Annotated in this window: 14 protein-coding genes; all 14 read left to right on the top strand. The window is 64.2% G+C overall.

The genetic code is table 11. The annotated features are described in order from the left end of the window. Positions 1-52: 52 nt before the first annotated feature. The 14 genes from ffh to O3684_RS00125 all read left to right on the top strand — a co-directional run bounded on the left by ffh (position 53) and on the right by O3684_RS00125 (position 12,226). On the top strand, positions 53-1,636 hold the full coding sequence (ffh, locus tag O3684_RS00190) for a signal recognition particle protein (RefSeq protein WP_500064229.1): 1,584 nt from the start codon (positions 53-55) through the stop codon (positions 1,634-1,636). Positions 1,637-1,638: 2 nt separating this feature from the next. Next, on the top strand, positions 1,639-2,745 hold the full coding sequence (locus O3684_RS00185; RefSeq protein ID WP_500064227.1) for an amidohydrolase family protein: 1,107 nt from the start codon (positions 1,639-1,641) through the stop codon (positions 2,743-2,745). A 214-nt stretch (positions 2,746-2,959) separates the two neighbouring features. Then, positions 2,960-3,427 carry a 30S ribosomal protein S16 gene (rpsP, locus tag O3684_RS00180; RefSeq protein ID WP_500064225.1) on the top strand — a complete coding sequence of 156 codons (468 nt, stop codon included), beginning with the start codon at positions 2,960-2,962 and terminating at the stop codon, positions 3,425-3,427. 2 nt (positions 3,428-3,429) lie between these two features. Further along, positions 3,430-3,669 carry an RNA-binding protein gene (locus tag O3684_RS00175; RefSeq protein ID WP_003792828.1) on the top strand — a complete coding sequence of 80 codons (240 nt, stop codon included), beginning with the start codon at positions 3,430-3,432 and terminating at the stop codon, positions 3,667-3,669. 89 nt (positions 3,670-3,758) lie between these two features. After that, positions 3,759-4,271: a ribosome maturation factor RimM gene (rimM, locus tag O3684_RS00170; protein WP_500064223.1), complete on the top strand. Its 513-nt coding sequence runs from the start codon at positions 3,759-3,761 to the stop codon at positions 4,269-4,271. Positions 4,272-4,275: 4 nt separating this feature from the next. Continuing rightward, entirely contained in the window at positions 4,276-5,628 is a 1,353-nt protein-coding gene (trmD, locus tag O3684_RS00165) for a tRNA (guanosine(37)-N1)-methyltransferase TrmD (RefSeq protein ID WP_500064558.1), read from the top strand. 172 nt (positions 5,629-5,800) lie between these two features. Continuing rightward, positions 5,801-6,157: a 50S ribosomal protein L19 gene (gene rplS, locus O3684_RS00160; RefSeq protein ID WP_007588732.1), complete on the top strand. Its 357-nt coding sequence runs from the start codon at positions 5,801-5,803 to the stop codon at positions 6,155-6,157. Positions 6,158-6,267: 110 nt separating this feature from the next. After that, positions 6,268-7,014: a signal peptidase I gene (gene lepB, locus O3684_RS00155; RefSeq protein WP_500064221.1), complete on the top strand. Its 747-nt coding sequence runs from the start codon at positions 6,268-6,270 to the stop codon at positions 7,012-7,014. Further along, positions 7,011-7,682 (top strand): ribonuclease HII, encoded by a 672-nt coding sequence (gene rnhB / locus O3684_RS00150; protein ID WP_500064220.1) that lies wholly within the window; start codon positions 7,011-7,013, stop codon positions 7,680-7,682. Before lepB ends, rnhB begins: the two co-directional genes overlap by 4 nt. A 55-nt stretch (positions 7,683-7,737) precedes the next feature. Beyond that, positions 7,738-8,037: a DUF2469 domain-containing protein gene (locus O3684_RS00145; RefSeq protein WP_003795316.1), complete on the top strand. Its 300-nt coding sequence runs from the start codon at positions 7,738-7,740 to the stop codon at positions 8,035-8,037. Between the two features lie 130 nt (positions 8,038-8,167). Continuing rightward, positions 8,168-8,608, top strand: a complete 441-nt coding sequence (locus tag O3684_RS00140; protein WP_500064556.1) for a YraN family protein — start codon at positions 8,168-8,170, stop codon at positions 8,606-8,608. Further along, on the top strand, positions 8,605-10,152 hold the full coding sequence (locus O3684_RS00135) for a YifB family Mg chelatase-like AAA ATPase (RefSeq protein WP_500064219.1): 1,548 nt from the start codon (positions 8,605-8,607) through the stop codon (positions 10,150-10,152). Before O3684_RS00140 ends, O3684_RS00135 begins: the two co-directional genes overlap by 4 nt. Then, complete coding sequence (gene dprA / locus O3684_RS00130; RefSeq protein WP_500064218.1) at positions 10,145-11,305, top strand: DNA-processing protein DprA; 1,161 nt, start codon at positions 10,145-10,147, stop codon at positions 11,303-11,305. Before O3684_RS00135 ends, dprA begins: the two co-directional genes overlap by 8 nt. A gap of 9 nt (positions 11,306-11,314) precedes the next feature. Beyond that, positions 11,315-12,226, top strand: coding sequence for a tyrosine recombinase XerC (locus O3684_RS00125; RefSeq protein WP_500064216.1), 912 nt, complete (start codon positions 11,315-11,317; stop codon positions 12,224-12,226). Positions 12,227-12,236 lie beyond the last annotated feature (10 nt).

Raw genomic sequence — 12,236 nt, 5'->3', positions numbered from 1 at the left:
CCGAGGTGCGCTAACCTGTGCCTAGTACAGCCGCCATCTTGGGAGTAAACACGTGTTTGGAAACCTGTCAGATCGCCTGACCCAGTCCTTCCGCAGCCTGCGCAGCCGCGGCGTCCTGACCGAGTCGGACGTTGATCACGCGATTTCCGACATCCGTCGCGCGCTTATCGACGCCGATGTCGCGCTCCCCGTCGTTCGTCAGTTCACCACGCAGGTGCGTGAAAAGGCCTACGGCGCGGCCCGCTCCAAGGCTCTCAACCCCGGCCAGCAGGTCGTCTCCATCGTTCACGAGGAACTCGTCGAGATCCTCGGTGGCGCGACGCGTGAGCTGACCTTCGCCGAGTCTGGTCCTACGGTCTTCATGCTCGCGGGTCTCCAGGGTGCCGGTAAGACGACGCTGGCGGGAAAGCTCGGCAAGTGGCTGCGCGAGGAAGGTAAGACCGTCCTCCTCGTCGCCTCCGATCTCCAGCGCCCCAACGCTGTCCAGCAGCTGCAGGTTGTTGGCGAACGCGCCGGTGTGAAGGTGTGGGCGCCCGAGCCCGGCAACGGTGTCGGTGACCCCGTCGAGGTTGCGCGAAGCGGCGTTGAGTTCGCTCGCCAGAGTGGCATTAACGTGGTCATCGTTGATACGGCCGGCCGCCTCGGTGTTGACCAGGAGATGATGGACCAGGCGATCGCCATCCGCGACGCCGTGCGCCCCCACGAGATCATGTTCGTCCTTGATGCCATGGTCGGCCAGGACGCGGTCTCGACTTCTACGGCCTTCCGTGATGGCGTCGGGTTCACGGGCGTTGTGCTGTCGAAGCTGGATGGCGACGCGCGTGGCGGTGCCGCACTGTCCGTGCGCGGCGTGACGGGTGCGCCGATTCTCTTCGCGTCGACGGGTGAGGGCCTCGACGACTTTGAGCGCTTCCACGCCGACCGTATGGCGGGACGCATCCTCGACATGGGTGACATTCTCACCCTCATCGAGCAGGCCGAAAAGAAGATGGATGCCGAGGAGGCGGAGAAGGTCGCGGCTAAGGCGATGGCCGGCCAGCTGACCCTCGCCGACTTCCTGAGCCAGCTGCAGCAGATCAAGAAGCTGGGCTCCATGAAGAAGATGCTCGGCATGATCCCGGGTGCCGCGCAGATGCGCGAACAGATTGAAAACTTCGATGAGCGTGAGGTGGACCGCGTCGAGGCCATCGTCCGTTCGATGACTCCCGCTGAGCGTGAGGATGTCTCGATCCTCAACGGTTCGCGTCGTGCGCGTATCGCCCGCGGTTCTGGTACGACGGTCACCGAGGTGAATCAGCTCGTGCAGCGCTTCGAGGCTGCGCGCGAGATGATGGCGCAGATGGGGCAGATGGGCGGCGGCGTGCCCGGCATGGGTGCGCTGCCCGGACGCGGCGGTAAGGCTAAGCAGAAGGCTAACGCCCGTAAGGCGCAGGCTCAGCGTGCACGCATGAAGAAGAGCGCGCGTTCTGGTAATCCCGCGAAGCGTCGCCAGCAGGAGCTGGAGGCCATGCTGCCTCCGTCGGAGCGCAGCGCGCCCAAGGGCTCGTCCTTCGGCGTCGCTCAGGAGGCTCCCGCTCCGCGTCCGACCATCGACGATCTGCCGGACGACGTCAAGCGCATGCTTGGCCAACTCTGAGCATGGAGTTCTCCGGGCTCGCCCTGTGGGCGGAAAACGAGTCCGAACGCCCGCAGTGGGTACGCGGCACGTGGCGTGTGGATGGCGCTGTGATTCGCCGCGTGAGCAGCGAGTGCACGGCGCCCGCGGTCGTTTTCATCGTGCCCGGAATGGTCGATACCCACTGTCATATCGGATACTCGTCAACGGGTTCGGTGTCCGAATCCGAGATGGAGGAGCAAGCACGAGCGACGCTTGCGAGCGGCGTGACGGTTGTGCGCGACTGCGGCGTGCCCCTCGACAACTCGCCTGCGGCTCGCGCTACCGGCCTGCATCTGATCCGCTGTGGTCGCCACGTCGCGCGCCCGAAGCGCTACATGCGTGATCTGCCGCTTGACGTTGAGGATCAGCGTGAGCTTCCCGATGTTCTCGCGTCGATGGCATCTACCTCAGACGGATGGGTAAAGATCGTCGGAGACTGGATTGACCGCAGCGCCGGAGCCGACTCGGACCTCATGCCCCTGTGGGATCCCGCGGTCCTGAGTGACGCGGTCTGCGCCGTGCACGAGGCCGGGGCAAGGATCGCGGTGCACGCGTTTTCTCATCGCGTCATCGATTCGCTGATCGAGGCCGGGGTCGACGACATTGAACACGGAAGCGGAATCGATGCGGATCAAGCCAGCGAGATTGCCGCGCGAGGCATCGCGGTGACGCCCACCCTCCGACAGATAGAGCTCTTCCAGGACTTTGCCGCGCAGGCGGGGCAGAAGTATCCCGTCTACGCCGCGACGATGCGGGGTATGTACGAGACGCGTCGTGAGCACTTCCAGATGCTCGTGGACTCCGGAGCCCTGCTGCTGATGGGCACGGATTCGGGTGGCTACCAGGACCACGGAACAATCGCCGGTGAACTAGCGCTGTGGCTCCAGTGGGGAGCGCCCGCTCAGTTCACCATCGATGCAGCCACATGGGTGAGTCAGCGCTATCTGGGATACCCCGGCCTCGTCGAGGGCGGCCCGGCCGATTTTCTCTTCCTGAATGAGGACCCGAGGATCGATCCTCTCGCATTGTCGAGGCCCGCTCGCGTGACGCTCGGTGGAACCCCCGTGTGGGAGCGAACCTCCACCTGAACGTCCGGCGTGATGGAATTAACCGACTCATGCGACGCCGCGCACGTCCCCGGCTTGGGATATTGATGCGAAATATGGCATAATCGCTAGCTGTACCCGGCGGTTCGTAGACCCTCTCACTGCGCATCGTCGTGTCCCGGTCCAATGCGACCCCTGTGTTTCCCACCTTGGGACGCAACGGTCCACACCAATCTGAAATGGAGAGACCACTCAAGTGGCAGTTCGAATTCGCCTGAAGCGCGTGGGTAAGATCCACGCTGCCCAGTACCGTGTTGTCGTCGTCGATTCGCGCAAGAAGCGCGACGGCCGCGTCATCGAAGAGGTCGGCTACTACGATCCTCAGCCCAACCCGTCGATCATCCGCATCGACTCTGAGCGCGCCCAGTATTGGCTCGGCGTTGGCGCTCAGCCTTCCGACCAGGTCCGCAACCTGCTGGTCCTGACCGGCGACATCGCCAAGTTCAACGGTAAGGCCGACGCGGTTTCCCGCGTGAAGGTCTCGGAGAACGACAAGGCCGCCCAGGCCGAGCAGGCCGTCAAGGACGCCGAGGCTGCTGCCGAGAAGTCCAAGGCCGCTGCTTCCGCCAAGAAGGCCGAGGAAGAGGCCGCTGCTGCCGCAGCCGCTGCGCAGGCCGAGGCCGCCGAGAAGGCTTCCGAAGAGGCCGCCGGAGAGGATGCCTGAGCATGCTCGCCGACGCGTTGGAGCACCTGGTCAGCGGCATCGTTGACCACCCCGAAGATGTCGAGGTGACGCCTCGTTCCATGCGACGTGGTCAGCTTCTTGAGGTTCGTGTGAACCCCGAGGATCTGGGTCGCGTCATCGGACGCGGCGGTCGGACGGCTCGCGCGCTGCGCACCGTCATGGGTGCGCTGTCCACGCGTGGCACTGTCCGCGTTGACGTCGTCGACACGGATCGCGAGTAAGACTCGCACACGTCGCGAAGGGGTCCGGCATTGCCGGGCCCCTTCGTTGTATCCTTCGGGGGAGTCCCCGTACATCGTGAGGAGAACATATGCAGCTCACCGCCGCTATCGTCGGCCCCGCCCACGGCCTGCGCGGAGAGGTTATCGTGGACGTGCGCAGTGATGACCCCGAGGTCCTGGCACCCGGTGCCCGGTTGGATATCGCGGGGGAGAAGCGCCACCTCACGGTGAGGAGCGTTCGTGTCCACAAGGAGCGGGTGCTCGCCTCGTTTGAGGAATGCAATTCCCGCGAGGAAGCGGAGGCGCTGCGCGGCGTGCGCCTGCTCGTCGATGCTCATCCGGAGGAGGACGCCTGGTATCCGCACGAGCTGAAGGGCCTTGAGGCGCGCACTCCGTCTGGCGATGTTCTCGGTACCGTCAGCGGGCTCACGCCCGGTGCCGCGCAGGATCTCCTCCTCGTGGCCACGGAGCGTGGAACCGTTATGGTGCCTTTCGTGACGGCCCTCGTCCCGACTGTCGACGTTGAGGGGGGCGTTGTCATCATCGACGCCCCTCCGGGGCTATTTGATGATGATGCTGTGTCGGAGCGCGAAGGTCGCTGAGCTCGTGCGTTTCGATCTCATCTCTATCTTTCCCGACTACTTCGCGCCCCTCCGACTGTCCTTGATGGGCAAAGCGGAAGAGACGGGTCTTGTAGACCTGCACGCGCATGACTTGCGCGACTGGGCCACGGGCAAGCATCGCAGCGTCGACGATACCCCGTACGGCGGCGGTGCCGGCATGGTGATGCGCGCGGACGTGTGGGCCCGCGCCTTGGACGAGGTACTCTCCGCTGCGCTTCCGGAGCGTTGCGGGGAAGGGGCCACGGCCTCGCCGAGGCGTGTCCTCGCGATCCCGACGCCCTCGGGCACGCCGCTCACGCAGGCCCGAGTGGAGGACCTCGCGCACGCCGACCAGATTATCGTCGCCTGCGGACGCTACGAGGGGATCGACGCGCGCGTCGCTGAGCATTACCGAGACGCAGGGATCGAAGTCGTCGAGTTTTCCATTGGTGACTACGTTCTCAACGGCGGTGAGGTCGCGGCAATGGTTCTGACCGAGGCGGTTGCGCGTCTCCTCGACGGCTTTATGGGCAACCCGGAGTCGCTCGTCGAAGAGTCACACTCGGGAGCGGGACTACTCGAATATCCCGTGTACACGAAGCCGCGCGACTTTCGTTCCCTCGAGATTCCGGAGGTTCTCCTCGGTGGCAACCACGCCGCGATCGAACGCTGGCGTCGTGACCGCGCGATAGAGAAAACCGCGCGGATTCGGCCCGATCTCGCGCTGGCATTGGATGCTTCCTCCCTGACGGGTGAGGATCGTGCGGCACTCGCTTCTTGCGGCGTCGCCTACACCCGTGACGGAACGGCGCATCGCGTTCAGGTGCGCCTCGCAAGGCCCGACGATGCCGCCGCTGTCAGCGAGCTTGCTGCGCGTACCTTCCCGGATGCGTGCCCTTCTTCCCTCCCGGCTGAGGCGATCGAGGAACACATCGTGACGCAGCTGTCGCCGACCGTCTTTGAGGCTGTCATCTCCTCTCCTGAGGAGCATCGGCTTTTTGTTGCCGAGGTCGAGGGCACGCTCGTCGGTTATGTGCTGACCCACGTTGGTGCCCACGCGCTGCCCGGTGATCTTGTGCGCCCCGGGCGCGTCGAGGAAGGCAGTGCCTACCTGTCCAAGTGCTACGTGGACGAGGAGTGTCGGGGGAGTGGCATCGCCGATGCGCTGATCGAACGAGCGCTCGCCGACGCAGGCGAGGCTGGGCACACGTCCATCGTCCTGGGCACTAACCGTGGCAACAAGTCCGCACAGGCCTTCTACAAACGCCACGGCTTCCGCAAACGCTCGAGCCGTACGTTTGATGTGGGAGGCGTGCGCAACTACGACGTCGTCATGGTGCGCGACCTCACCGCTTGACACGGCGTCGCACTAGCCAACTGGCTCGTGGCTGTGGGATAATGTCCGAGATTGTGCGCGGTTCATCCTGCCGCAGGGGGACACCGAGGCGCACGATCACACGTCAGATGAGCGGGCAAGACCCGCCCAACCAGGCGCTTCCGACCTGCGGCAGATGCGTCAAGGAGAAGAAATGCAGAAGCTGGACGCCGTTGATGCGGCATCGCTGCGCGATGACATCCCCTCGTTCCGAGCCGGTGACACCCTCAAGGTGCACGTCAAGGTTATCGAAGGCAACCGCTCTCGTATCCAGGTCTTCCAGGGCGTCGTGATCGCGCGTCGCGGCCACGGTGTGTCCTCCACGTTCACCATCCGCAAGGTTTCCTTCGGTGTTGGCGTTGAGCGTACCTTCCCTGTTCACGCCCCGACGATCGACCACATCGAGGTCGTCACCAAGGGCGACGTGCGCCGCGCCAAGCTCTACTACCTGCGTGAGCGTCACGGCAAGGCCGCGAAGATCAAGGAGCACCGTTCCGGCAAGGCCGAGTGAGGCCGGCCGGGCGCAAGCCTTGGCATTTTTCACGGAAAGGCCCGACACCGCGCGCCGGTGTCGGGCCTCGCCGTATCCTGGGATAGTTGACGTAACGACAAGGAGATTGCATGACCCCGACAGCAGGCCCGACGCTCGGACCGTTGCATGCGCCTTCGCTCCGGGATCGTGACCGTGCGGAAGCCCGCGCGCGGCGTAACCCGCTCGTGTGGCTACGCGAGATTCTCGTGATTATCGTCGTTGCCCTCGTTATCTCCTCGCTCCTGCGTGCTTTCATCGTGCAGGTGTTCTGGATTCCCTCTCCGTCCATGCACAACACGCTCGTTGAGGATGACCGGATTGCTGTCTCGCGTATTGACGCGTTGACGTCGAATGTTCAGCGCGGAGATGTCGTCGTTTTCGATGACACACTCGGCTGGCTCGGATCGCCGGAAACGACTGCGCCTTCTGTTTTGCGTCGGCTTGGTGAATTCACGGGCTTTGTCCCAGGCGGTGGCGAACAGACTCTCGTCAAGCGTGTGATTGGCGTTGGTGGAGACCACGTCACCTGCACGAGCGCGACCGGCAAGGTCAGCGTCAACGGGGTCGAACTGGATGAGACCTATGTTCCCGACGGCCAGGTCCCCTGTGGTGAACGCACCTTCGACGTAGTCGTTCCTGAGGGACACCTGTGGGTGATGGGTGATAACCGCTCCAATTCTGCAGACTCTCGCTATCACATGGGGTCTGGTCAGTCGCCTTACGTGCCGGTCTCCTCGGTTGTGGGCACCGTCCAGGCCGTTATCTGGCCGACGTCTCGCTGGACGACCGACATCGCGCATCACGAGGTTTTTGCCGCCGTTCCCTCTGCGTCATGACAACCGCGTCCCGTGAGCTGGAGGTGTCTCTCGCTAGGCGCTGGGGTGTCGTCGCTGGCATGGACGAGGTGGGTCGCGGAGCCCTCGCTGGCCCTGTCGCTGTCGGCGTTGCGCTCATTGGTATTGATGCAGCACCCGTGCCCGAGGGGCTGACAGATTCCAAGGCACTCACGCCGCGCAGGCGCGAGGCGCTCGTTGAGCCTGTGCGCTCGTGGGCTCTCGCATCATCCGTCGGCTACGCGTCCGCGCAGGAGATCGATCAATGGGGCATCATTGCTGCTCTCCGGCTCGCCGGGCGCCGCGCGCTTGCCGACGTCGCTGACCGGGGCCTCGTCCCCGGTGGCGTCCTCTTGGACGGCTCCCACAATTGGCTGTCGGCCCCGGATGACCTCTTCGGAGCGCTCGATGGTCCCGATGATCCTTTCGGGCGTGAACTTCCCGTGCACATGCAGGTGAAGGCTGATGCTTCCTGCGCGGTTGTGGCCGCCGCTTCCGTTCTTGCGAAAGTTGCACGTGATCACCTGATGCAGGGGCTCGATGATCCCGGATACGGATGGGCCTCGAACAAGGGTTACGGTTCTGCCGCGCACGCACGCGCTATTGGTGAACTAGGCGTCTCTGATTATCACCGCCGCTCGTGGAAGATGCCGACGCAGGCCACAAAGTAGGGCGCGCCCGGGGTGGCACCGCGCCGCCTGGGGCGCGGCCCGGCATGATGGGTGCGTGAGCGAAGAAATCGAAGGTTACGAAAACAATCTGGAGTTGGAACTCTTCAAGGAGTACCGCGATGTCATCGGATTGTTTAAGTACGTGGTTGAGACCGAGAGGCGTTTCTACCTGTGCAATCACGTTGATGTGCAGGCTCGCCCGGTCGGCGGGGATGTCTTCTTTGAATTGACGCTGAGCGATGCCTGGGTGTGGGACATCTACCGTTCGTCCCGTTTCGTGCGTTCGGTGCGCGTCATCACGTACAAAGACGTGAATGTCGAGGAGCTTTCGAAGCCGGAGCTCGACATCCCCTAACCGTCGACGACGCGGAGGCGCGCAGTTATCCACAGGCCTTGTCGCACACCGTCCCCTGTCCACAGGGGGCGGTTTTCGCGTTGTTGTGTCCTTCCAGAAGGGAGCACTGTGGGTGCGGAGGTGATCCGTGATGGGATGCAACATACGGCCCGATCGTCGGGCGTTAGGCGCTGCGGGTGAACATACCGCCCGTTTGCTGCTGCAAGAGAAAGGTCTGCGCATTCTCGAATCGAACTGGCGTGATGGTCGCCGGGGAGAGCTTGACATTATTGCGCGAGACGATGCTGATCCACGGCGGTCGTGGACCGTGGTGGTGGAGGTACGCACGAGGGTCGGGCGCAGTCGCGGAAGTGCGCTCGCATCGATCGATCCACGCAAGGTGACCAGGCTCCGCGCGCTGACGGGCGCGTGGTGTCGCGCGCATGGGCCTCTGTCCTCCCGCGTGCGCATCGACGTCGTTGCGATCACGGTGGACGCGCGGACGCTGGGCACCTGGCCTGCGCCCATGGACGAGGCAGTGGATCTTCGCGCTCTGGGCGCGCAGGTGACCTGGTTGAGGGGTGTGCAATGAATGGGCCGGGTCTTGCTCGCACGTATTCGATGAGTGTTGTCGGCATCGAGGGACATCTGGTGGATGTGGAGACCTATGCGGGCGCTGGACTGGTGGCGTTTACGCTCGTGGGGTTGCTCGATACCTCGGTCCGTGAGGCACGTGATCGTGTGCGCGCGGCTTTCGAGTCGTGCGGATTGGACGTGTTGGACCAGCGTATTACCGTGAATTTGTCGCCGGCTGGTATCCCGAAGTCGGGATCTGCTTTCGATCTGTCGATTGCGGCGTCCGTCGCTTTGGCCACCGGTCTTGTGTCTCCCGCCGCGTTTGAGGATGCGGTTATCGTGGGAGAGCTTGCCCTCGATGGAAGCATTCAGCCGGTTCGAGGGGTTTTGCCTGCCGTGCTGGCCGCGCGTTCTTTGGGCGTGCGACGGGTGATTGTGCCGACGGCGTGTGCCCAGGAAGCACGGTTGGTCAGTGGCATCGAGGTCCTTGACTTCTCCCATTTCGCCGACCTCGTCGCGTGGGCCGGGGGTGATGCTGTCAAGGCGCCGTTCCATGGGCGGCTCGGGATACGCCGCGAGGTCGAGCAGGAGGCCGCTTCGCTGGCGCTCGACATGTCGGATGTGCGCGGACAACCGGAGGCGATTTCGGCGTTGGAAGTTGCCGCGGCCGGTGGACATCACGTGTTTCTCCTCGGTGAGCCCGGAGCGGGTAAAACGATGCTTGCCTCCCGACTTCCGACGATTCTTCCGGACCTGGATGCTGATACCGCGCTCGTTGCGACGTCGTTGCATTCCGTTGCGGGGTTGCTTCCTACCGGCATGTCTCTCATGAAGCGGCCCCCGTTTCAGGCCCCGCACCATAGTGTGACGATGCCGGCACTCATTGGGGGAGGAACCCGTACTCTCGTCCCCGGGGCTGCCTCCCTCGCTCACGGCGGGATTCTTTTTCTTGACGAGGCCGCGGAGTTTGCGCCCTCCGTGCTCGACTCGCTTCGCGAGCCGCTGGAATCCGGTGCGATTCACCTGCACCGCTCGGGGGTTCAAGCACGCTATCCGGCATCGTTCCAGCTCGTGATGGCATCGAACCCGTGCCCGTGCGGCGGCGGAAGCGGCGGACGTCGCTGCACGTGTTCCTCCGTCAACAGGAGGCGCTACCTGGCGCGCTTGTCGGGTCCGCTGCTCGACCGTATGGACATACGAATAGATGTGCACACGCCGAGCCGCGCGGATATGGCGGCGACCACGATGGTCGATTCCGAGTCCATTCGGCAGCGCGTCATCGAGGCACGTGCGAGGACGCGGAGGCGTCTTGAGGGGACTCCGTGGACGCTCAACGCGCAGCTTCCCGGGGCGTGGCTACGCCACCACTCAGGCATCGAGACATCGCTGATGAATGAACTCGATCGGCTTGTTGAATCGGGGCACTCCTCAATGCGAGGGGTGGACCGGATGCTGCGTCTGTCATGGACGCTTGCCGACCTTGATGGGGCTGCGCGCCCCACGTTTGACCACATCGTTGCAGCGCAGCAGCTGCGAAATGGAGCAGATCACTATGAATGAGACAGAACTATGGGAGGCCGCTTGGTGGTCGGCCGTTGCTGAGCCGGCCGACCCCTGCGCCCGGGTGGTCCGTCGCGCGTTGGGCGACCGCGGGGGTCGTGACTGGTTACAGAAAAGGTGGGTCGGCGTACCGGAACAGCTCGTCGGGTACCCGAAGGTTGATTGGTTGACGCAGTGGGGCAGGTGGCGTGAGCGTGCCCTGGCCGTCGATATCGATGTCGAGCTCGAACGTGTCGCACGCACAGGTGGGGGGTTTCTCATCCCCGGCGATCCTCGATGGCCGGAACAGCTTGTCTGTCTGGGCGAGGAAGAACCGATGGGCCTGTGGTACCTGGGGGTGCTCCCCGAGGCTGCCCGTATGGGTGATTACCTGTCTGTCGTGGGCGCGCGTGCGTCCACCGGCGCGGGAAACCGCCATGCCCGCAACATGGCGGCATACGTAGCCTCTGCCGGGGTCACGGTTGTTTCCGGGGGCGCGATTGGGATTGATATAGAGGCCCATCGTGGGGCACTGTCCGCGCATGGGCGCACGATCTGCGTTCTTGCGGGTGGAGTATCCAATCCGTACCCCGCCGCTCACGGGAGAGACTTCCGAGCCGTCGTCGAGGCGGGAGGTGCTCTCATCTCTGAGGTTGCTCCGACTGCCAGGCCCGCGAAGTGGCGTTTCCTCACCCGTAACAGGCTCATCGCGGCGTGGAGCGCGGCAACCGTCGTCGTCGAGGCCGGAGCGCGTTCTGGCGCCCTTGCGACGGCGCGCCGCGCAATGGAATACGGCCGGGAACTCGGCGCGGTACCCGGCCCGGTTGATGCACCGATGTCAGTCGGCTGCCTGGAACTGGCTCGCAACGGCGCGACGATTATTCGCGATGGTCGCGATGCGCTCGAACTAGTGCGTCCCGTCAGTGTCGAAGGGACGGAACCTCTCTTCGGAATGCCGATCGAAGAGGATAGGGGTATTGCTGCCCTGGAACCGATACAGCGCCGAGTGTGGGAAGCGCTGCCCAGACGCGCACCGTCGTCGGTTGAAGCGATCTGCATTGCGGCGGGTCTCTCACGCGCGGAGGTCAATCGCGCACTCATGGATCTGTCTGTCGCGGGCCTCGTGTCGGGATCGACGCGTGGCTGGGCGCGAGCAGGAGGAAGCAGATCGTAGGATAGCCACATGACACGCACTGCGGGGGAGCGCTGGGAAGAGTATTTGCGCCTCGGACGACGGATGAGTCCCCATACGATCAGCGCGTATCGCGCCGACCTGCGTTCGCTGATGGAGTTTGTGTCTCTCGGGGAGGAGGCGTCGCCCGAGCAGCTGCGTGAGGTGCTGACGCAGCGCGCTATTCGCTCCTGGCTCGCTCAGACCCTCGCATCAGGGGGCGCGCGGTCGACAATCGCGCGCCACACTGCTGCGGTTCGTAATTTCACTGCGTGGGCGCTGCGAGAAGGGATCTTCCTGCGTGACCCGGCTGCGCTGCTGTCCTCACCGCGTGCCGATCAGCGTCTGCCTTCCCCCCTCGACGAATCGGACGCGCGGGTGCTTCTCAATAACGCTCGCGATGAAGCCAAGATGGGCGGGCCGTCGCAGTTACGTAATTGGGCGATCCTCGAGCTGACCTATGCCTGTGGCCTGCGAGTTTCCGAGGTCTGTGCCCTCGACGTGTCGTCGTTGAACCGTGAAGCACTCACCGTACGTGTCGTCGGTAAAGGAAATAAGGAGCGCGTGGTTCCGTATGGGCCTCCGGCAGCGCAAGCCCTCGATCACTGGCTCGTCCGAGGCCGGCCGCAGTTGGTGAGGGAGGGGAGCGGTAACGCCCTCTTCCTTGGAGAGAAGGGCGGTCGCATCGACCCGCGTGTTGTGCGTTCAATGGTGCACAAGATGGCTGCGCGCGCCGGTGTTCACGACATCGCACCCCATGGGCTGAGGCACTCGACGGCGACCCACCTCCTGCAGGGTGGGGCCGATCTGCGTGCCGTCCAGGAGATGCTCGGGCATTCGTCGCTCTCGACCACGCAGCGCTATACCCACGTGGATACCGCGCGGCTGAGTGCGATTTACCAGCGGGCGCACCCGCGAGCGTAAGGGGCGGGGT

This window comes from Pauljensenia sp. 20925_1_27 (assembly GCF_041432835.1).
Taxonomy (GTDB): Bacteria; Actinomycetota; Actinomycetes; order Actinomycetales; family Actinomycetaceae; genus Pauljensenia.
This window is presented reverse-complemented; position numbering and strand designations above follow the sequence as displayed.

What these genes read in the sequence shown, in the direction of transcription:
- rimM (WP_500064223.1), top strand. Translation starts at nt 3,759, where the DNA reads ATGCAGCTCACCGCCGCTATCGTCGGCCCCGCCCACGGCCTGCGCGGA.
- rplS (WP_007588732.1), top strand. Translation starts at nt 5,801, where the DNA reads ATGCAGAAGCTGGACGCCGTTGATGCGGCATCGCTGCGCGATGACATC.
- dprA (WP_500064218.1), top strand. Translation starts at nt 10,145, where the DNA reads ATGAATGAGACAGAACTATGGGAGGCCGCTTGGTGGTCGGCCGTTGCT.
- O3684_RS00125 (WP_500064216.1), top strand. Translation starts at nt 11,315, where the DNA reads ATGACACGCACTGCGGGGGAGCGCTGGGAAGAGTATTTGCGCCTCGGA.
- lepB (WP_500064221.1), top strand. Translation starts at nt 6,268, where the DNA reads ATGACCCCGACAGCAGGCCCGACGCTCGGACCGTTGCATGCGCCTTCG.
- O3684_RS00175 (WP_003792828.1), top strand. Translation starts at nt 3,430, where the DNA reads ATGCTCGCCGACGCGTTGGAGCACCTGGTCAGCGGCATCGTTGACCAC.
- O3684_RS00140 (WP_500064556.1), top strand. Translation starts at nt 8,168, where the DNA reads ATGGGATGCAACATACGGCCCGATCGTCGGGCGTTAGGCGCTGCGGGT.
- rnhB (WP_500064220.1), top strand. Translation starts at nt 7,011, where the DNA reads ATGACAACCGCGTCCCGTGAGCTGGAGGTGTCTCTCGCTAGGCGCTGG.
- O3684_RS00185 (WP_500064227.1), top strand. Translation starts at nt 1,639, where the DNA reads ATGGAGTTCTCCGGGCTCGCCCTGTGGGCGGAAAACGAGTCCGAACGC.
- O3684_RS00135 (WP_500064219.1), top strand. Translation starts at nt 8,605, where the DNA reads ATGAATGGGCCGGGTCTTGCTCGCACGTATTCGATGAGTGTTGTCGGC.